The organism is Nemorincola caseinilytica (assembly GCF_039540515.1).
GTDB classification, from domain to species: domain Bacteria; phylum Bacteroidota; class Bacteroidia; order Chitinophagales; family Chitinophagaceae; genus Nemorincola; species Nemorincola caseinilytica.
Genome location: NZ_BAABFA010000005.1, coordinates 191,888 through 213,336, shown reverse-complemented (window position 1 = coordinate 213,336; position 21,449 = coordinate 191,888). Strand labels below are relative to the sequence as shown.

The following is a 21,449-nucleotide window of genomic DNA, read 5'->3' as shown; positions in this document are numbered from 1 at the left end:
ATTTACCTTTGCGCCCACAAAGGATAGATATGCACCTGATAAGAAGGAACAGGATATTGCGTGCCTCGGCCGCGATACGCGAAATGGTAGCCGAGACCATACTGAGGCCCGCCGACCTGATAGCGCCGCTTTTCATAATAGAAGGTAGTGGCATAAAGGAAGAGATAAGCTCTATGCCCAACTACTACCGCATGAGCATAGACCTGACGGTGGCAGAGGTAAAGAACCTGTGGGGCCTGGGAATAAGGAGCGTACTGCTGTTCATAAAATGTGCAGATGAGCTGAAGGACAATACCGGCGCAGAGGCCCTGAACCCCGACGGACTGATGCAACGCAGCATAAAGGCCATAAAAGATGCCTGCCCGGGCATGGTGGTGATGACAGATGTGGCCCTGGACCCCTTCTCTGTATACGGACATGACGGTATAGTGAATGGTACGGAGATAGTGAACGATGCCACAGTAGAGGTACTGGCAAAAATGAGCGTAAGCCATGCACAGGCCGGCGCCGATATAATAGCCCCGAGCGATATGATGGACGGCCGTATACTGGCCATCAGGCAGGCGCTGGAGGAAGAAGGCTACTCCCGCACGGGTATAATGGCGTATAGCGCCAAGTATGCATCCTGCTTCTACGGTCCCTTTCGCGATGCGCTGGACAGCGCACCGGGATTTGGCGACAAGAAGACCTACCAGATGGACCATGCCAACCGCATAGAGGCCGTAAAAGAGACCCTGATGGATGTGGAAGAGGGCGCCGATATAGTAATGGTGAAACCCGCCATGGCCTACCTGGACATTATTCGCGAGGTGAGGAACACTGTGGATGTACCTGTGAGCGCCTACCATGTGAGCGGTGAATATGCCATGATAAAGGCTGCCGTGAAAATGGGCTGGCTGGACGAGAACAAGGCCATAATGGAATCGCTGACGGGTATAAAACGCGCCGGTGCGGGGCTTATAGCTACCTATTATGCCCGCGAGGCCGCTATGCTGATGAACGGATAATAAAAAATATGCCTGTCCGTTAATGTGACATAAGCCGGGAACATTCTTCCGGTGGTATCGTTCCTGTTATTTATTTTTACTCCAATATGCGCATAAGACCCTCTGTATTCCTGTTATTAGCTGTGGCATTGCTGGTGTCGGCAGTGGAGATGTCGTGCCGCAAAGAGAAAAAGACCCTGACGGTGGGCGGCGAGCTGCGTTTCTCTGACGATACCCTGAAGTTCGATACCGTATTCACGGCGGCAGGCAGTTTCACTACAGGCCTGCTGATATACAACCCGCAGAACCAGGAGATAGTACTGAGCTCGGTAAGGCTGCTGAACCCGAATTCTTATTTTTCGCTGAATGTGGACGGCTTCAAAGGGAACAATATCCAGAGCATCCGTATAGCGCCGCGCGATAGTGTATATGTCTTTGCTACAGTGAACATAGACCCCAACAATACCCGCACCCCCTTCCTGGTGACCGATTCGCTGGTGGCCACGCTCAATGGAAAGGATTTCTATGTGCCCTTTACCGCATATGGCCAGAACGCGCGCTACCTGTGGGACAGTGTTATAACCACTAACACTACCTGGGACACTACCCTGCCATATGTCATCATCAATAGTGCGGGTGTGGCATCGGGGGCTACGCTGACGCTGAACCCCGGCTGCCGTATATATATGCACCAGAACTCGGGGCTGATAGTGTTCGGCAAGCTGATAAGCAATGGCACTGCCAAGGACAGCGTTATCTTCCAGGGCGACAGGCTGGACCGCAGGTACTTTGGCTATGAGGGGTATCCCGGCGAGTGGGGCGGCATCTATTTTCACTCTACCAGCAGCGGCAGCAGGCTGCGCTATACCCGCATAGAGAATGGTGGCAATGCCACGCTGGGCAACGCCGCAGCCATATGGGTGAACATAGACTCTAATGCTGCAGGTGCAGAGCCGCAACTGCGTATGGAGAACTGTGTGGTAAAGAACTCCATAGGTACGGGCATATATGCCCAGAAGAGCAAAATGACGGCTACCAACTGCCTGGTGCATACTACAGGCGGCTATGCGCTGGCCATCATACAGGGCGGGCGCGACACATTTACCAATTGTACCTTTGCAAACTATGGCGGCACTGCCCTCTCGCACAGCGCGCAGGGTACGGTGGCCATACTGAACTACTACCGCCCCAACCAGAACGAGATATATTTTGGAGACCTGCATGCAGCCATGCGCAACTGTATAGTATACGGATCGCTGGATAGCGAGATAGTGTGCAGCGCGGTACCCGATGCTGCCGCCCAGTTGGAGATGGATCACTGCCTGCTGCGTATGGGCGATGTGCGCGAGCCGTTCGTGAATTTTACGGCCTGTATCTTCAACGAGGATCCCTTGTTCAAGGACAAGGAGAAGGGCGACTTCCGGCTGAAAGAGGGGTCGCCGGCGATAGGCAAGGGCAATGCTGCCAATACACCCGCCACAGACCTGGATGGCAAACCACGCGCAGGAAGTGCGGATATAGGGTGCTACAAGTTCGAGTAGTAGCGTTTATTTTCCCCATTTTTTGTTCCTGACCTTATACTATCGCGAGATATTGGCCACTTTGCCATCGCTATGAAGGTATTCACCTTGTATGGTATAGGCAGGCGGTAAAGGGATATCTGCCCGTCTATTAATAAAAGCCAAAGTTTTCATAACTTTAATGCATGTGTGTTAAATACACATATGCTATCATGAAACACATTCTACAAAGAGTTTCCCTTTTACTGCTTGCTTCATCTCTGGGAACTACCGCTATAGCACAACAAAAGGATAATACCGTGGCCACAGAGGTGCGCAACCCTGCGGATGGCACCCTGAGATCGCTAAGTATGACAGGTAATGCCAACTGGAGACCCGCACAGGCGCAGGAGCTATTTGGCCGCTACTATGGCATGGCGCCCGGCAGCGAGGTGCAGATGCGCCTGCTGCACACCACCAATACCAGGACCAATGCCCGCACCGACAGGTACGAGCAGTACTACAAGGGCATAAAGGTGATGTATAGCAGCATAACCGTGAACAGCAAGGACGATAAGGTGAGCTTTATGACCAGCAATGTATATGTGCCGGGCAGCAGCCTGTCGGCCACGCCGGGTATGACGGCAGCGGCGGCATTTGCAAAGGCCAAAGCGCATGTGGGCGCTACCCGTTACAAATGGGAGAACCCCGTGGAGGAACAATACATAAAACAACTATACAACAAGCCCGATACAAGCTACCTGCCCAAAGGAGACCTGGTGTGGGTAGAGGATATATGGGGCGGCAACAAGGACCATAAGCTGCACCTGGCATGGTCGTTCGATATATATGCTGACGAGCCCATGAGCAGGCAACATGTATTCGTAGATGCGAACACGGGCAAGATATTGTTCTCGAACCCGCTGATAAAGCACACAGCGGCCACAGGGGCATCGAGGTATAGCGGCGTGGTACCCTTCCAGACGGCGAGGGTGACAGGTACCTACCGCCTGTACGACTCTACCCGGGGCAATGGCGTGTATACCCGCAACATGAACAATGGTACCAGCTATGGCGCGGCCACACAGTTCACCAGCGCAACGAACACATGGCCTGCACCCGCGGCCGGCGATAATGTAGCGCTGGATGCGCACTGGGCGGGCTCGCTGGTGTACGACTACTTCCTGGCAGAGCATGGCCGCCTGAGCTGGGACAACCTGAACGGTATACTGCTACAGTATGTACACTATGGCAGCAACTACAACAATGCCTACTGGAATGGAACAGCAATGACCTATGGCGACGGATCGGGGATAGCAGCGGGAGGTTTTTCGCCACTTACCAGCATGGATGTGACGGCGCACGAGATAGGCCATGGCGTATGTGAAGCTACTGCCGGCCTGATATATGAAAGCGAACCGGGCGCACTGAACGAGGCCTTCAGCGACTGCTGGGGCGCTACGATAGAACACTGGTCGGACCCACATGAAGTGGACGCGATGCCGAAGTCACCCTGGGATATAGGCGAGGAGATAGGCACCGAGCCCCTACGCAGCATGAACAGCCCCATACTGCAGGGCCAGCCCGATACCTATGGCGGCACCAACTGGTTCAACGTAGTAGGCTGTACGCCAACGGGCGGTACAGGAGGAAATGACTATTGTGGCGTACACCGCAACAGCGGCCTTATGAACTACTGGTACTACCTGCTGGTGAACGGCGGTACAGGCACCAACGACCTGGGCAACGACTATATAGTGAACGCGCTGGGTTGGACGAAGTCTGCGATAATACTGTACCAGACAGAGCTGGCCCTGACCAGCACGGCCGAATATATGGATGCGCGCATAGCATCTATCAATGCGGCCAATATGATATATGGCCCATGCTCGTTCGAAGCGCAATGTGTGACCAGTGCATGGTATGCCGTGGGTGTGGGACCGAACTTTGTGCCATGCACACCACAGGTATCGTTCGATACATCGGCACTGAATGTGATGGAGAACTCATCGTCTACAGCATGTGGCGCCAGCCGTACAGTGCTGATAGCCCTTACGCCCAGTGGTCCTACCATCACAGGTGGCAGCCCCGAGCTGACATTCGTGACCGGCAGCGGCTCTACGGCAGTGGCAGGTGTGGACTATACCATTACCCCGGCTACTATTGTTTTCCCCGCGGGAGATATGTCTACAAGGTACGCTACACTAACGGTATTCGACAATGGGGCGGTGAACGACAGCAAACGGATAGACCTGGCCTTTACCGTGAACCCGATGGGTACAGGCCTTACAGCGGCGCCCTATAACGATACCATGCGGATAAATATATGGAACGACGATAGTGTACCCCACCGCGGCGCCACCATTTACCCTAACCTGAATGCAGGCATATCGGTACCGGCCAATTTCACATCGCCATTCTATGGTACGCAGCGCAGGGCACGATCACAGTACCTGCTGTACGCGCGTGAGCTGGCCGCAGCAGGTGTGGTGCCACGTGTACCCATCACACAGATGGCCTTCAACGTGATAACCAAGAACTCTACAGGGGCCTTCACCGCATTTACCATAAGTATGCGCAATACCACAGTGGCCGACCTGTATTCGGCCTTTGTGACCACGGGGCTGGTACAGGTGTATACGGGCAATCATATCACCAATGCGGGTATAGACTCTATAGACTTCAACACGGGCACCTTTACCTGGGATGGAGTGAGCAATGTGGTGGTACAGTTCTGCTATGGCATGAACGGTGCAGCCTATAGTGGCAACGACATAGTACAGGGTGTGCAACAGGGGGCCTATATCATAGGAGACTATAACACTTCTAACGGCGGTAGCGGTACAGGATGCACCCTTGGGTTCAGTACAGGCAACCGCTCTACCGTGCGCCCGGCCATACGCTTCAAACAGGCGGTGCCACCCGCGGCCATAGAACCCACAGCAGGCAGCAATCGTATATGGAATGTCCGCGCAGGGCAGGAGGTATACTTCTACAGCACAGCAGATACACAGGTGATAGCCGGTATAAGGAACATGGACAATGACCTGGGCTGCGTGACCGCAACGGTGACCCAGCAGGGCAATAGCCTGACGCCGGCGGTCTTCTCGTCGGTGAACCGTATGCGCAAGGAGGTGAACATAGTGCCCACCATAAATGGCAGTATAACCACCTATGATGTGACAATATACCTGAACAATACAGAACTGGCAGGAACACTACCCTCTTCCCTTTATCTACTTAAAACGACCGCCGCTACCGATGCTACGGTGAGCACATCTAACTCGGTATACCTGACCCCTACCCTGGTGACGGGAGGAAACTATACAGGTTTCCGGGGGACATTCACAGGCTTTGGCAGGTATATACTGATAGACGGGCCACTTTGCAACAAACCTGCGGCCAGCATAACACCCGCAGGGCCTACCAGCTTCTGTACAGGTGGCAGTGTGCTATTCAATGCATCGCCTACGGGTGCAGGCCTGGGTTACCAGTGGCAACGGAACGGCACCAACATACCCGGCGCTACAAGCGCCAGCTACACAGCCATGCTGGGCGGCAACTATACGGTGCGTGTGAACGAGGCGACATGTGACAGTACATCGCTGGCGGTGACAGTGGTACTGGACTCGGCATATGCGGCGCCTATAGGAGGCGCTACAAGCGTGTGCATAGGTGCCAACACCACACTCACCAATACATCGGCAGGAGGTGTGTGGACCAGCAGCAATGGCAGCATAGCTACTGTAAGCACAGGCGGAGTAGTGACCGGTGTGGCCGCAGGTACGGTGAACATAACCTATACGGTAACGAACGGCTGTGGTACGGACGATGCCGTACTGACCATGACAGTGAATGCGCCTACGGCCCTGCCTGCTATAAGCGGATCGCTGAACGCATGTATGGGCATAGGGACCACACTGAGTAATAGCATAACAGGCGGAACATGGCTGAGTGGCAGTACGACCATTGCCACCATAAATAGTGCAGGGGCCGTGACAGCGGTAGCGCCCGGTACCAGCAACATCACCTATACATATACCAATGGCTCGGGCTGTACATCTACAATAGCGGCTATGGTAACGGTGAACAACACGCCTACAGCCACCACTACGCCATCGGGAGCATTTATGATATGCGCCGGCACTACCACTACACTTACCGCATCGCCGGCCACAGCGGGGCATACCTACCAATGGCAGGACGGCGGCATAGATATACCCGGCGCTACCAATGCATCTTATGCAGTGAGTGCAGCCGGTATGTACCAGGTAGTGGTGACGAATAGTGTGAGCTGTCCTTCTACATCGGCGGTGGTGGATATCAGCATCAACCCTACGCCTACCGTGCCTGCGGGTATAAGTGTGGTATCGGGAGCGGGCACATCGATATGTGCTTCTACCACGCCCATAATATTCACTGCTACGCCTGTGAACGGGGGCGCGACACCTGCCTACCAGTGGTATGTGAACGGAGCGCCGGTAGGTATTTCGTCGGCCAACTACATGTACATACCTGCCAATAGCGATGTAGTGAGCGTAGAGATGACCAGCAGCGCTACATGCGCCAGCCCGGCAATGGCCACAGCCGCACTCACCATGACGGTAACGCCTTCGGGCGCGCCTTCCGCAGTTATCACTGCATCGCCCAACGACACTGTGTGTACGAGTGATGCCGTGACCTATATGGCCACACCGGTATTCGGCGGTACGGCACCTACCTATGTTTGGAGCAAGAACGGTGTGAACGTGGGCACCGGCGCTACCTATACACATGTGCCACTTGATGGCGACATCATAGTATGTACCATTACCAGCAACTATGCATGCCGCACCACAACATCGGGCACGAGCGCGCCATTCGTGATGAGGGTACAGGCACCTGTTACCAACTGGGTAGCTATATCTACCGCTACACCTGTGGCCGCACCGGGCGCACTGGTGACCTTTGCCGCAGTAGCTACGAATGCAGGCCCCAGCCCGGTATACCAGTGGTATATCAACTCTGTGGCCGTACCGGGCGCTACCAATATCACCTTTACCACTACGGCGCTGACAAACGGGCAGACGGTACACTGCAAGGTGACCACGAGCCTTGTATGCTCCGACCCGCCGGTATCGCTGAGCAATGGCATAAAGATGACCATCGTGACACCTGGCGGTGTGAGCGGCATGGGCAATGGTAGCGGCATGATAGCCGTAACGCCGAACCCGAACAAGGGTGTGTTCGCAATAACGGGCCACATAGGTATGGCCGATAATGAGCATATACATATGACGGTACAGAACATGCTGGGCCAGAAAGTATATGAGGGCAGCGCAAGATCTGTGAATGGCGCTATAAGCGAGACCATAGCACTACCTGTCAATATAGCTCCGGGTGTTTACCTGCTATCTGTAATGATGGGCGAGCAGCGCACCGTGTTCCACATCACGGTAGAGAAATGATGCAGGTGACATGAGATCCTAGAAAGACCGCTCCTGATGAGGGGCGGTCTTTTTTTTGCCGCCAACCCCGCGAACGACAACGTAAGATGCATTGTAGATAACTAAGGCGACCGGCCTGAAAATGCCACGCAATACTTTACTGAGGTTCATACGCTGTGGGATAAAGCAAAAAAAATGACCCCATACCGAACGGATCCGGCAATGGGGTCACACTCACCACTCACTCTTTTCTTTCATGTTTAGAAGGTGTACCTGATGGTAGGTATGGGGAAGAAGCTCTGCTGGTATACGGTGACGGTCTTATTGGCCTTCACATCGTAGTAGCGCTCCAGTATGTTCTGATGGTTGGTAAGGTTCTGCAGGTCTACAGCCAGTTCCAGCGTGCTCTTGCGGTACTCTTTGCGGTAAGATACGCGAAGGTCGGTACGGAAGTAGTCGGGCTGCTTTTGCGAGAAGGCGATATTATCCATGTATACGGTATGGCCTTCCTGCTGCGACCGTACCTGGTCTACCGGTGTAAAATACCTGCCACCTACACTGGTGAGCTTCAGGTTCAGGGCCAGCACATTGCCTTTACCTACCTTGAACTCTTTGCCTGCAAGTACATTGAGTACATGGCCGGTATTGAAGGCTGTGTTGCGCTCTATACCATCGCTGCCCCGGTAACTGGAGTTGAACAGTGAACCTGTAACAAGGAAGTAATAGCCTTTGTTGAAGAAACGCTCTACAGTAAGCTCGGCGCCATAGTTCTTGCCCTTGCCCTTGTTCACCAGGCTGTCCACATCGGTATAGCCGAAATCGGCACCGGTATTGAGCAGGGAGAAAGAAGAAGAACGCTGCTCTACAGGCACATTGCCCAGTATCTGGTAGTATCCTTCGGCCTTTACGCGCAGGTTATCGTTTATATTCCAGTCGTAGGTAACAACGGAATGGTGGCTGCGGGTGAGGCCAAGGTCTTTGTTGGTAAGGAATACGCCATTGGCATTGCGTGTCTCGTAGAAGTAGGTATATACGTTCTGTGCCTGGTGGTGCATACCATAGCCCACACTTACAGCCTGCCTTTTGCCAAGGGCATACCTGAGGCTGGCGCGCGGCTCGGCGGCAATGGTGCTATTGAAGGTAACATACTGGCCATGCACACCTGCTACGGATGAGAGCTTGTCGCTGAAGCGGTGTTTCCACTGAACAAAACCTTGTGCCAGTCCGTAGCTGCCCGAACGGTCTATATATGGAGCCTTGGTACCATCGGGCAGTATATCGGTGTTCACAAGGTCGAAGCCAAGGTGATCGTAAGTGAGACCTGCCTGCATATTGTTCTTCGCATTCATCTTGTGCGTGACGGTCCATACGCCCGAGAGCTTGGATGTAGTGAATTTACCGTCCTGGTCAGGTATGGCCCTCAGGTCGTCTGGGCTCAGCGAGTCAACTACATATTTCTGCATCGTATAGCCATAGCCAAGGGTGAGCTTGGTAGAGGTCTTTTCGGACAACTGGTATTCGTAGGCGAGACCTGTGACCGACATACCGAACTTGTTGCGCTCGTTAGAATATGGATCGCCGCTGTACTGCTCTGCCTTGGTGGTATCTACATCCTTGCCCATGAAGTCGATACGGCTGTTACCGCTGACACCGAAGAAAGTGACCTTTGAACGCTTGCTGATATTGGATACTACCTTGAAGTTGAGATCCTGGTATAGGGGTACTGCCGAGCCCGCGCCGAAGTTGATACCCATCTTCTGGAACACACCAAGTGTAGAATAGCGGTAGTTGGCAACATATGAAGTACGCTTGTTCTTGCCCAGCGGACCTTCGGCGCCCAGCTCGAAACCATTGAAGCCTATCTGCGCCACGAATTCTTTCTTGTTGCGGTTGCCATCGCGCAGCTTCATATCGAACACACCTGCCACGGCATTACCATACTGTGCAGGAAAGGCACTAGTAAGAAAGTCCGACTTATCGATGTTGTTATTGTTGAGCATGCTGATGGGGCCACCTGTGGTACTGAGCGAGCCATAGTGGTTGGGGTTGGGAATGTTCAGTCCTTCCAGTTGCCAAAGCATACCTGTGGGCGAGTTGCCACGTACCACTATATCATTGCGCGAGTCGTTGCCCGATACCACACCTGCGAAGTTGGCCGCCATGCGCGATGGGTCGCCGAGTGCGCCTGCATAGCGTTTGGTCTCATCCACATTGAAGGAACGGGCGCTCACCTGCGACATATCGTTGTTCGTTCGGGTCTTATCACGGTTCTTGTTGTAGGTCACCTTTACATCGGCCAAGGTGTGCAGGGCTTCCTGCATGTTTATGTTCAGGTTCACTTCCTTACCTGCAGTAACGAGAACGTCGTTCATTATCCTGTCCTCATAACCTGTATAAGAGACCTTCAGTGTTTGCCTGCCCAGCGGTACGCCCGGAAGCAGGAAGTTGCCATCGGCATCGCTCACCGCGCCGGTGGTGGTAGCGCTATTGAGCAGTACTATGACCGCACCGGTGAGGGGTTGTTTAGAGGCCTCGTCGAATACGCGGCCGGTGATGTTCTGCGTGGTCTGCGCATGTACGCCTGTTGCCAGCAGCAGTACCAGGAATAAGATGAAATGTTTCAGAGTGTGCATGATGGTGTTGTTTTTCGGGGAAAAGGTTCCCCTGTGCGCTGCCATAAGTGTATTATGGCAGCGCGGTGAGAAAAAAGAGTGTTCGTAAAAAATGAAGTGTGATAACTATGCCCGAAGGGGGCTGTGAGCAGTGTGCCGGGTGGCTTATGGAAGAAAATATAGCGCTCACGAAAGAGAGAAGTAACTATATCCTGCTCACCTTGCCTGAGCCGGAGATGCTGGTGTATACCGATGGGTTGCCCCTGTAGTATACATCGCCGCTGCCGCTGATGCGCACGTCCAGACTGTTGCTGGCGCTAACGGTGGTAGTGCCCGAGCCGCTGGTATGTACGGTAACGTTCTCTGCCTGCAGGCCCAGCATATCTATATCGCCGCTGCCACTGGTGCGCAGCTCGCTGCTCCTTACACTGCCGCCTGTAACGGTGATACGGCCGCTGCCGCTGATGTGGCCTGAAACGCTGGTGCCGGTATACGAATTGATGCTGAGGTTGCCTGAACCATTTACCTTCAGCGCCATGCTGGCCGAGCTGATGGGCTGCGAGGCATATACATTGCCGGAGCCATTGACACCCAGACCATTGATAGAAGGGGCAGATATGTATACCACCACCTTGCCATGCCTGCGCAGGCTAGAGAATTTTTTGAACTGGAGGCGAAGCTCGCCATCTACTATGGGTGTCTCTATGAGGTCCTGTACATTGGACTGGGCATATATCTCTACCTTGTAAACGCTGTCCTGGGTATAGTATACATCGCCATCGAGGCCAGCATCTATGGAGGTGAAGCCCGATACGTTATATGTCTTGGTGATGGATGGGCCCTCGCCTACTGTTCTGCGGCAAGACTGGAATGATACTACTGATACTGCTGCCAATGCTACTAATAATGTCTTTTTCATGTTAATTGTTCTTTTATTGTTGTTTGTGGTTCGTGTTTGAGATTTGGTATTTGGTATTGGGAATTAGGTATTAGGAATTTGCCTTTGGAATTTGATATTTGGAATTTGTTCTTTGCCCTTTTAATTAAGACAACTGTCTTGGCCTTTACCCCTATTAGTTGGTCATATTTTTTTCGGGCTTTATTTTTTTCATCATTTTACGGCTATCGAGGTGGAACTGTACACCGCCCTCGGCACCTATAGAGAGGTTGTGAGCGTAGAAACGAGATTCGTAGTCCCATACAGTATAGCCTACCCTGCCTACGCCCTGTATATCGTTGCTGCCGGTATAGTTGAACGAAGGACCGGCGAAGAACTCTACGCAGCCCAGCCTTACTGATGGCATTATCTTGACGCCCGAGCGGATGTCGGTGTTCCACCAGCGGTCAGAAAGGGTGGTTACAGTGACCTCTGCATTGAACCTGAAGGTGCGGGTAACAGGGATGTGCATACCCAGACCGGCCTGTACGGCATAGGCGCGGTATTCTTTGGTCATATTGCCACCGGCGCCTATGATACCGTAGAGTTTTTTGCCACCCGACCTGAAAGTGAAAAGCGTGGTACCTGTCTCGTTCATCATGGTACCTATGGCCATTTCGCCATTGCGAATGATGTTGATGAGCCCTATGGGGCAGTCACTGCTATCGGCTATATTGATGAAGCCCGCGAGCTGAACCCCCTTTACCTTTTCGGCTATATTGATGAAGCCCGCTACCTGTGCACCATCTACCTCTTCGGCTATATTGATGAAACCTGCTACCTGTGCGCCCCTGGCACGCTCTGCCACATTTATGAAGCCTGCGGCCTGTGTGTGGGTGCTCTGTGCCACATTGATGTAGCCCGCGGCCTGTGTAGTGGCAGTATCGGCTACATTTATGAAACCTGCGGCCTGCAGCCCGGTCACATTCGTAAGGGCCATATTGCCGAAGCCTGCGCTCTGCATACCATCTACGCTGCCGGCTACATTTATGAAGCCTGAGGCCTGCATGCCGCGTACATTATGGCCGGTATAGTTCACCATACCTGCTGCCTGCAGCCCGCGGGCATTGTTGCCTATCACGTTTACCACGCCGCTGGCCACCAGGCCGCGTGCGCTATCCCTGATAACGTTGGCCACACCGGCCACACAAAAAGCCTCTTCGGCCTTCGATACGCCTGCAAGGGCATGTATGGAAATAACATTTGTATAATCGGGGGCGGCTATGCCGTTGGTGCTGAGCGGATATGTGAAACCTATGTGTGCATTGCTCCTCAGTGGCGCTGTCTCCTGTGCAATGGCGGTAGTACCAAGTACCGATATCATAGTGGCCGCCAGTGTAATTCTCTTTATCATTTTTTTTGCTGTTTGATAATATGACAGCCTGCTTCACATTTACCCCTATCCGATATTGAATATTATTTTCAAACATACGAATTCAGATGAGATCAGAAGGGCCCCATGACCAATGTTAACAGCATGAGAAAGAGACAATTATTTTCTGTTATAGCCAAGGTGCGGGCCCATATTTCCGTCTATTATAGCAGGGACCGGCCGGTCTGCTTCAAGAGCGTTCTGAAACAATTATCTGTTTTTGTTCACACTTAAAACTGTACCCTTATGTGCCGAAATTCCATTTTGCCCGTCCTTGCCATTTTATGTCTTCCATATTGCGCTACCGCGCAGAACAAACAAAAACTTACCATCACGGCAGCCACTGTTTTCCTGAGAGGGGCCGAACTGATGAGCTGCACCACAGTGCAGTTGGTAAAAGGCGATAACGAGATACTATTTACCAACGTGGCCACGAACGTGAACACATCCAGCATAATGGTGAATGCTACCAATGGCGTATCTGCCGGATCGGTCATCTTCCAGAACAATTATGTGCGCACCGAGGTCCCATCGCAGCGCGTAAGCATGTTGCAGGATAGTATAAAGGCCCTTACCCGTACACGCACACTGGCCGAGCTGAAGCTGACCGTGGTGAACAAGCAGATAGCACTGCTGGCACCCGACCGCACACCGGCAGACACCAAAGAACGACCCGTGGCCGAGACCGCAAACCTGCTGGACCTGATAGATAAAAAGCTGGAGACCTACCTGGTGCAAAAGAACAAACTGAATGAGACCATAAGCGGCATAAATGACAACATAGCCATACTGAACACCCAGATACGCGAAGAACAGGACAAGGGCGTGATAGAAGGCGGACGGCTGCTGATAAAACTATATGCCACCGAAACAGGCCCCAGCAATATCACCATTACCTATGTTACCCCCAATGCCGGCTGGGCACCTGTGTACGACCTCATAGCCGAAAATACTACAAGGCCACTACAGCTCTACTACAAGGCCAATGTCTTTCAGAACAGTGGCACCAAATGGGAAAATGTACGCCTGGCACTGAGCACCGGCAACCCTACCGAAGGTATAGAAATGCCTGTGATGACGCCATGGTATGCCGGCATATATGTGCCGCAGCCGGTAGCCTATGCGCAGCCTGCCGCCTCCCAGCCCCAGCAGAACAGGACCACCTATGATGCCCGGGATATAAAGACACTGGCCACTACCGAAATAGCAGACATCGCCACCCTTACCCCGGGCATATACCAGGCACAGAGGGGCAAGGGAACATCTATAGCCGGGGCCAGGAAAACAGGTACATTGTATATAGTGGATGGTGTGCAGGTACAGAACATAGGCGAAGAAGGTATACAAAGCACCATGAGCCAGTATGTGGCCGTAGACGGAGGCGGTATGAACACCACCTATGACATAGAGGTACCCTATACCATACCGGCAGATGCGAATATGCACCTGGTAGCCATAAAGAAATACGATGTACCGGCCAGCTTCCGCCACTATGCCATACCCCGGCTGGACAAGGATGCCTTCCTGCAGGCCGAGATAGTGAACTGGGCCGAACTGGACCTGATGCCCGCACAGGCCAACATATTTTACGATGGCACCTATGTAGGACAGGGGTATTTCGATACCCGCATCATAAAAGACACCATGCTGGTATCGCTGGGCAGAGACAAAAAGGTGATGGTAAAGCGGGAGCTGGATGCAAAGAAACGGAGCGCCCACACCATAGGTACCAATGTGCGCGAGACCTATGCCTATACTATAAATGTGCGCAACACCCGCAAGCAACCCATAAACATGATAGTGTACGACCAAATGCCCCTGAGCAACAACAACGATCTGACCATAGAAAGCAAGGAGACCGGCGATGGTGCGCTCGACGAGAGAACGGGGTTCGTGAAGTGGACATTCACCGCTGCGCCCAATGAAAGCCGCAAACTAAGCCTGGGATATACCCTGAAATACCCAAAATGAAGACAGTGACCGGCATGTGATCGCGAACTACAGGGAACGAAGAGGGCGATATCGTATGGTATCGCCCTCTTTAATAATTATACTGTATGTTTTTCTGTGTTCACGATCATTCTAGCCCGGTATCCTGGCCATGTATGTGGCCATTTCCTTTATCTGCGCCACTATCTGTTCGTTGGTAGGTTTGCAGGCCTTGGCCTTATTGAAGAATACCTTGGCATTGCGGAAATCGCGGCGCTGCGCACATATGCCCGACATCTGCAGGTAGGCCATTGCCTCGTTGTCCTTATCGGGCAGGCCCAGTTTTACTGCCATGCGCAGGTGCTCATAGGCTTCCTTGGTATTGCCCTTGCGCTGTGCTATAGCACCTAGTTGCAGGTAGGCGGTACCTTCCAGCTCTTTTTCGGGCATACCTGTCTCCAGGCTTTTGCGCAGTTGCTCCTCGGCCTTATCCAGGTCGTCGCCCATGGTCGATACATTGGCCTGCAGCATGTGGTAGGTAGAACGGATGGGCTTGTAGAGCAGGTTGGGGTATTTTACCATTTTCAGCAGTTTCTGTACACCCTCCATATCGCCACTCTCTATATAGCCCTGTACCAGTGTCATGGGGCCAATGAGGAAGTAGGCGATCACCATTACCACAGATATGAGCATGGGTATCCATGCCACCCACCAGGTGACCTTGAAACCGATGAGAAAGCCCAGCGCCATAAGCAGCACTGCAATGGGTATGCGATAAAGAACGAGTATCTTGCGTATGTTCATATGCCGAATTGGGGTGCAAAGGTAGGTTTTTTGGGTGGGATGGAGGTGGGTTTTCTCACTTGCCGTTCCTAAAACATATTCGTATTCAAAACATGATATTTGCTTGCGCAAGCATGGGGGGACAACAAATGGTGCAGGTATACATATGTAAGACAGGCGCAGAAAGACCTGCCGGGTTCACACACCGGCTGGTGCGACATATAGCCGCGCGGTATGGCGGTATGGATGGCGAACGGATAACTATAGCCGGAACGCCCGGGGGCAAACCTTATATACAGGACGCGGACAGTTTTCACTTCAATGTGTCGCATTCGGGAGACTGGGTGGTGTGTGCAGTACATACACAGCCTGTGGGTATAGATATAGAACAAGTAGGGCGAATAGATGCCACGCTCTATAGGGAGCATCTGTCGGCAGCAGAATATTATGCATTGCAGGCCCTGCCACGGGAAGAGCAGCAGGAGCATTTCTATGAGCTATGGACACTGAAGGAAAGCTATATGAAACAGACGGGGCTTGGGGTGCAACTGGCACCTTCCTCCTTTACCATACAGGCTACAAAGACCGGGTATGCTGTACTGCAAGCCACTGGCAGGCCACTGACGGATATATTCTTCAGGCAATACGACATAGCCGCCGGTTACAAAATGGCCGTATGCGCCATTGCTAACAAGTGGGGAACACCTATATGGATAGGCCCTGCAGATGTGACAGGATGATGCTTATCTATACCCATTTATCAGTACAGCAATGCCAACATTCAGGGTATTGTTGATGTAGTTCCATTCTATATTGGAGAGGGGCATGGCATGTACATATTGCAGCTCGGCCTTTATTGCCTTGTAGCCACAGCGCAGGGTAAGGGCGGGCTCCATGGTGAAATAGCTGCTACCATCGAACGGACTGCCATTAAGCACAGGGGGCGCAGATAAATTGGAATAAGACAAATGGCATACCCGCCAGTTGAAGCTCATTTCGAAGATACGGGTACGGAGGCCTATACCGGGCTGCAGAAAGGCGCGCGTAAGTGTGGCATCGGGATAATAGTAGCCCGGCTCGTTACGCACATCTATGCGGCCCGCGCCGAAACCGCCATAGACATCGTACACGAATCGGAGGCGGTCGGAATGGCGGGAAGTATCTATGAGGCCGTAGTAGCCGGCTCCTACCTCGAACATGCGTGCATGCTCTCGGCCATAATCGCCGGAGTGCCTGTAGCCTGCATAATTGCCTATGAGGCCCAGGTGCCGCACGGGCGAAAATGCCACCTGTGCATTATTGGGCGCCACGCAAAAATGTACCTGCCCGGCATCGGTGAGCATGGGTGCATTCACCCTGTTGGGCTTGTAGTAGATGGGGCTGCAACTTCCCATCAGCACAATGGCGAGCAATAGCAGCGAATAGGTTCTGGATAGCATATAGGTAATTTTGTTCAAATATATGTACAATAAGGTGGCAAAGCTTGTGAGTAGGAACGGCACCCGATATATTTTTATTGCGCATGCACTACCGGCAATAATATTTCTCTTTTTTCAACCCTATTTTTCATACTTTTGCACTCCATTTCGCATTTATGGATCATTCGGTAAAGATATTTTCGGGTACGGGCTCTACTTACCTGGCAGAAAAGATCGCAAAAAGTTTCGGTGGATCGCTTGGCGCGCTTACCATTCAGAAGTTCAGCGATGGCGAGTTCCAGCCTGTGTTCCAGGAGTCTATACGCGGCGACTATGTTTTCCTGGTACAGTCTACCTTCGCCCCATCGGATAACCTGATGGAGCTGCTGATGATGATAGACGCCGCCCGTAGGGCATCGGCAGGCTACATCACCGCAGTGATACCCTACTTCGGGTTTGCTCGCCAGGACAGGAAGGATAAGCCGCGTGTGGCCATAGCCTCTAAGCTGGTGGCCAACCTGCTGACCACCGCCGGCGCCGACCGCGTGATGACCATGGACCTGCACGCACCGCAGATACAGGGCTTCTTCGATATACCTGTGGATCACCTCGATTCATCGGCCATATTCATACCCTATATCGAGTCGCTGAACCTGGATAAGAGCAACCTCATATTCGCATCGCCCGACGTAGGCAGCACCAACCGCGTACGCGAGGTAGCCAAATACTTCGAGGTGGACATGGTGATATGCGACAAGCAGCGCAAGCGTGCCAACGAGATAGCCGCCATGACGGTGATAGGCGATGTGACGGGCCGCAATGTGGTACTTATAGACGACATTTGCGACACAGCAGGTACGCTGAGCAAATCAGCCGCCATACTGAAGGAGCGTGGCGCGCTGTCGGTAAGGGCGTTCTGTACGCACCCCGTGCTTAGCGGCAATGCCTACGAGAACATAGCCGGCTCGCAACTGGAGGAACTGGTAGTATGCGACACCATACCACTGAAAAAACAAATAGACAAGATAAAAGTGCTGCCTACGGCCGACCTCTTTGCGGTGGCCATACGCAATACTTTCGAGAACAAGTCCATAAGCTCCCTGTTCATACACAGCAGCAGAAAGTAAAAGGATCGGGTAAAAGACAAAAACGATAAAGGTCAAAGACAGGTAGCAACAAAAAGCAGTACTTTCTACTTTATACTATCTACTTTCGACCCCATAATAAAGACTGTTTAAACAAAAAGATCCGCCCCCACAGATCGGGCATCCTTATTCAAAACAATATTTCAACGACCGTATGCTTGGCGGATCCACATGCGGCGCTGAAAGAACAAAACACTTAAAAATGAAAAGTGTAAAGATCGAAGGAAAAAAAAGAAGCGAACTTGGTAAAAAAGCAACACGCCAGCTTCGTTCTGAAGAACAAGTACCTGCCGTTATATACGGTGGTAAAGAAGCTGTCCATTTCAGCGCACCGCTGATGGCCTTCCGTCCACTGGTGTACACTCCCGAGTTCCAGATCGCAGAGATCGTTCTGGGTGGCACTACTTACAAGGCTATCGTGAAAGACCTGCAGTTCGATGTGATCACAGACCAGCTGAGCCATGTGGACTTCCTGGAGCTGGTAGATGACCGCAAAGTGGTAGCTACCCTGCCGCTCAGCTTCACAGGCCAGTCACAGGGCGTGAAGGACGGTGGCCGTCTGGAACTGAAGATAAAGTCGCTGAACGTGCGTACTTATCCCAAGTACCTGAAAGAAAGCATAGAAGTGAAGATAGACAACCTGCAACTGCATGGCAACATACGCGTACAGGATGTAGTGGCAGAGAACATGGAGATACTGAACTCTCCCCGTATCCCCATCGCTTCTGTAGTTACTACCCGCGCCCTGCGCCAGGCCGACAGCGAAGCTGCCGCCGCCGCAAAAGGTGGTGCAAAAGCTGCTGCACCTGCAGGCAAGAAATAAGAACATACCAGATGCGCCATGCGCGTATGATACCGGAACAAGCGCCTCTCATTGGGGCGCTTGTTCTTTTTTGTCATATCCCGTTCAGCAGGCGGCAGTTATACATTCCTGCAAGTTAGATAACATTAAATTCATCTTGTGTTAACATTGCAATGAGATAAACGTACTTTTGCGCAAAATTTATTGAATGCGTTCCGGTCGTTACCTTTTATATTCTCTTCTCCTATTCTCTTCATCGGCCCATGGTCAGCGTTTCCTTACCGACATGATGGACACCAGTACTGCGCTTGGCAAGGGTATCTACCCCATATACCAGCAGCACGACCGTCTCCGTTTCGGTGGCTATATGCAGCCACAGTTCCAATACGCACAGGACAAAGGCGTGAAGAACTACTCCGGTGGCGACTTCGCACCCAACTCCAATAACCGCTTCATGCTGCGCAGGGGACGTATACGCGTAGATTACCTGCACAATAACGAAAAAAATCAACCCCTGGCCTACTTCGCCTTCCAGTTCGACGGTACAGAGCGTGGTGTGGCCATAAGGGACTTCTGGGGCAGGTTCTTCGAGAACAAGGTAGAGATGTTCGCAGTAACGGCAGGTATGTTCGCCCGCCCCATGGGCTTCGAGGCCAACTTCTCCTCCTCTGACCGCGAAGCGCCCGAGCGCGGCCGCATGTCGCAGATACTAATGAAGACAGAGCGAGATATAGGCGCCATGCTTACATTCGAGACCCGCAGGAAAGGCCATGTGCTTCGCTGGATGAAATATGATATAGGCGTTTTCAATGGCCAGGGACTTGCCGGCCCTGCCGACTATGATAGCCATAAGGATATCATAAGCAGGTTCTCGGTAAAGCCACGGACACTGAAAAGATCCGGCATCATCATATCGGCAAGTGTATCGGGTTTCTATGGCGGCATAGTCAGCCAGTCGCCATTGATATACAGGAACAGCAAAGGCGGTGGCCGCTACTCAATGCTGAGCGATTCCCTGGCATCGAACACCGGCTATGTAGCGCCCAGGCACTATATAGGGGGCGATATGCAGATAAAGATCCCGAACAAAAAAGGGTTCAGCGAGCTGAGGGCTGAATATATACGCGGCCTGCAAACGGGCACCGCTGCCACGTCGGAAACACCCGGTTCGTATCCCGTAGCAGCAGGCAGTGCGGTAGCGCCCTTATATGTGCGCCAGTTCGATGGTGCCTACTTTTACTACATACAGCACCTGGGCAGTACCAAACATCTGTCGATACTGAAATTCGACTGGTATGACCCTAACCGTTTGGTAAAAGGCACAGAAGTGAACCCGACATACGGCTATACGGCTGCCGATGTACGATACAATACCCTGGGTATAGGCTATATGCGCTTGCTGAACGCACATACCAAGCTAACGCTTTTCTACGACCACATTATGAACGAGTCTACGGCCATAAGCGGTTATACCAAAGACCTGAAAGATAATATATTCACCTGCCGTGTGCAATTCAGGTTCTGATAGTAGAATATCATTTAGTATACACAAGAATAAGCCCCGGCATCATCTATATGTCGGGGCTTACTATTTTATATCGAAACTGAATTAGTTGTTAGGCTTTTCCAGCAGCTTGAAGAACTGATCCAGCTGAGGCAGTATCACTATGCGTGTACGCCTGTTGGTAGCATTGCCGTCCTTGGTATCGTTGGTAGCTATAGGCATGTATTCGCCACGTCCTGCAGCCGTCATACGGTTAGGTGGTACATGGTACTTGTTCTGCAGTATGCGCACCACGGCCGTTGCCCTTTTTACGCTCAGGTCCCAGTTGTCTACAAGTGCGCCATTGCCCTTGTATACCTTATTATCGGTATGGCCTTCTACCATGAACTCTATATCGGGCTGGTTGATGATGACCTTGGCCACCTTGCCCAGTACTTCCTGTGCCCTATCGGTAACATCATAGCTACCACTCTTGAAGAGCATCTTGTCCGATATATCTACATATACCACACCCTTGTCTACCTTCACGTTCACGTCCTTGTCATCAAGGTTGCCTATGGCACTCTTCAGGTTTATCACCAGTGCCATGTTCAGCGAATCTTTACGGTTGATGGCAGACTGGAGGTCTTTTATGTAAGCGTCCTTCACACCTATGTTATCGAGCGATTTCTTGATGCTCTCTGCCTGCGAACCCGATATAACGGAGAGGTCCTTCAACTGGTTCAGCACCTGGTTGCTGTTGGCCTTGCTATCGGCAAGCTGTGCTTCCAGCATTTTCATTTTATCCAGGTCGGCCTGGCGCTGGGTCTGGCATTTTGCGTTCTCCAGTATCAACTGGCGGTACACGCTATCCAGTTTTGTATAGTTCTCTCCGCATTTTTTCAACTTCTTGGGAGCGCTACATGAGAACATGGCAACAGATGCTGCCCCTACGAACAAAATGTGTGTTAGCTTCATAATAAATGATCAATGAATAAAATGGATGTTGATAAAACCAAGTCAGCGGCAAAACTATTCAATATTGCCTGAAAATTCA

14 protein-coding genes are annotated in these 21,449 nt (G+C 52.1%); 8 read left to right on the top strand and 6 right to left on the bottom strand.

Translation table 11 applies throughout. The features are described from left to right. Positions 1–29: 29 nt before the first annotated feature. The 3 genes from hemB (at position 30) to ABD843_RS03125 (ending at position 7,932) form a co-directional block, all read left to right on the top strand. Positions 30–1,007: a porphobilinogen synthase gene (hemB, locus tag ABD843_RS03135; protein WP_345078377.1), complete on the top strand. Its 978-nt coding sequence runs from the start codon at positions 30–32 to the stop codon at positions 1,005–1,007. Positions 1,008–1,093: 86 nt separating this feature from the next. Further along, positions 1,094–2,527, top strand: a complete 1,434-nt coding sequence (locus ABD843_RS03130) for a right-handed parallel beta-helix repeat-containing protein (protein ID WP_345078374.1) — start codon at positions 1,094–1,096, stop codon at positions 2,525–2,527. Positions 2,528–2,919: 392 nt separating this feature from the next. Continuing rightward, positions 2,920–7,932 carry a M4 family metallopeptidase gene (locus ABD843_RS03125; protein WP_425575662.1) on the top strand — a complete coding sequence of 1,671 codons (5,013 nt, stop codon included), beginning with the start codon at positions 2,920–2,922 and terminating at the stop codon, positions 7,930–7,932. Positions 7,933–8,171: 239 nt separating this feature from the next. Here the strand turns inward: ABD843_RS03125 and ABD843_RS03120 are convergent, their stop codons facing one another. The 3 genes from ABD843_RS03120 to ABD843_RS03110 form a co-directional block, all read right to left on the bottom strand. After that, the gene (locus ABD843_RS03120) at positions 8,172–10,544 is read right to left on the bottom strand and encodes a carboxypeptidase regulatory-like domain-containing protein (RefSeq protein ID WP_345078368.1); all 2,373 of its coding nucleotides are present in this window, start codon (positions 10,542–10,544) and stop codon (positions 8,172–8,174) included. Positions 10,545–10,728: 184 nt separating this feature from the next. Then, positions 10,729–11,442, bottom strand: a complete 714-nt coding sequence (locus tag ABD843_RS03115; protein WP_345078365.1) for a head GIN domain-containing protein — start codon at positions 11,440–11,442, stop codon at positions 10,729–10,731. Between the two features lie 154 nt (positions 11,443–11,596). Next, positions 11,597–12,814 (bottom strand): hypothetical protein, encoded by a 1,218-nt coding sequence (locus tag ABD843_RS03110; RefSeq protein WP_345078362.1) that lies wholly within the window; start codon positions 12,812–12,814, stop codon positions 11,597–11,599. A 264-nt stretch (positions 12,815–13,078) separates the two neighbouring features. Between ABD843_RS03110 and ABD843_RS03105 the strand changes: the two genes are divergently transcribed. After that, positions 13,079–14,803: a DUF4139 domain-containing protein gene (locus ABD843_RS03105; protein ID WP_345078360.1), complete on the top strand. Its 1,725-nt coding sequence runs from the start codon at positions 13,079–13,081 to the stop codon at positions 14,801–14,803. 111 nt (positions 14,804–14,914) lie between these two features. Here the strand turns inward: ABD843_RS03105 and ABD843_RS03100 are convergent, their stop codons facing one another. Beyond that, positions 14,915–15,565 (bottom strand): tetratricopeptide repeat protein, encoded by a 651-nt coding sequence (locus ABD843_RS03100; RefSeq protein WP_345078357.1) that lies wholly within the window; start codon positions 15,563–15,565, stop codon positions 14,915–14,917. Positions 15,566–15,657: 92 nt separating this feature from the next. On the opposite strand from ABD843_RS03100, the gene ABD843_RS03095 reads away from it, so the two are divergent. Then, positions 15,658–16,284, top strand: coding sequence for a 4'-phosphopantetheinyl transferase family protein (locus tag ABD843_RS03095; RefSeq protein ID WP_345078354.1), 627 nt, complete (start codon positions 15,658–15,660; stop codon positions 16,282–16,284). Between the two features lie 3 nt (positions 16,285–16,287). Here ABD843_RS03095 and ABD843_RS03090 read toward each other — a convergent pair whose 3' ends face one another. After that, positions 16,288–16,983 carry a hypothetical protein gene (locus ABD843_RS03090; RefSeq protein WP_345078351.1) on the bottom strand — a complete coding sequence of 232 codons (696 nt, stop codon included), beginning with the start codon at positions 16,981–16,983 and terminating at the stop codon, positions 16,288–16,290. 155 nt (positions 16,984–17,138) lie between these two features. Here ABD843_RS03090 and ABD843_RS03085 point away from each other — a divergent pair, with 155 nt between their 5' ends. From ABD843_RS03085 to ABD843_RS03075, 3 genes are all read left to right on the top strand, one after another. Further along, a complete protein-coding gene (locus ABD843_RS03085; protein WP_345078348.1) occupies positions 17,139–18,089 on the top strand; it encodes a ribose-phosphate pyrophosphokinase in 951 nt (316 codons plus the stop codon). Between the two features lie 220 nt (positions 18,090–18,309). Then, on the top strand, positions 18,310–18,930 hold the full coding sequence (locus tag ABD843_RS03080; RefSeq protein WP_345078345.1) for a 50S ribosomal protein L25: 621 nt from the start codon (positions 18,310–18,312) through the stop codon (positions 18,928–18,930). Between the two features lie 187 nt (positions 18,931–19,117). Further along, entirely contained in the window at positions 19,118–20,434 is a 1,317-nt protein-coding gene (locus ABD843_RS03075; protein WP_345078342.1) for a porin, read from the top strand. A gap of 84 nt (positions 20,435–20,518) precedes the next feature. Here the strand turns inward: ABD843_RS03075 and ABD843_RS03070 are convergent, their stop codons facing one another. Then, entirely contained in the window at positions 20,519–21,370 is an 852-nt protein-coding gene (locus ABD843_RS03070; protein ID WP_345078340.1) for an OmpA/MotB family protein, read from the bottom strand. Positions 21,371–21,449 lie beyond the last annotated feature (79 nt).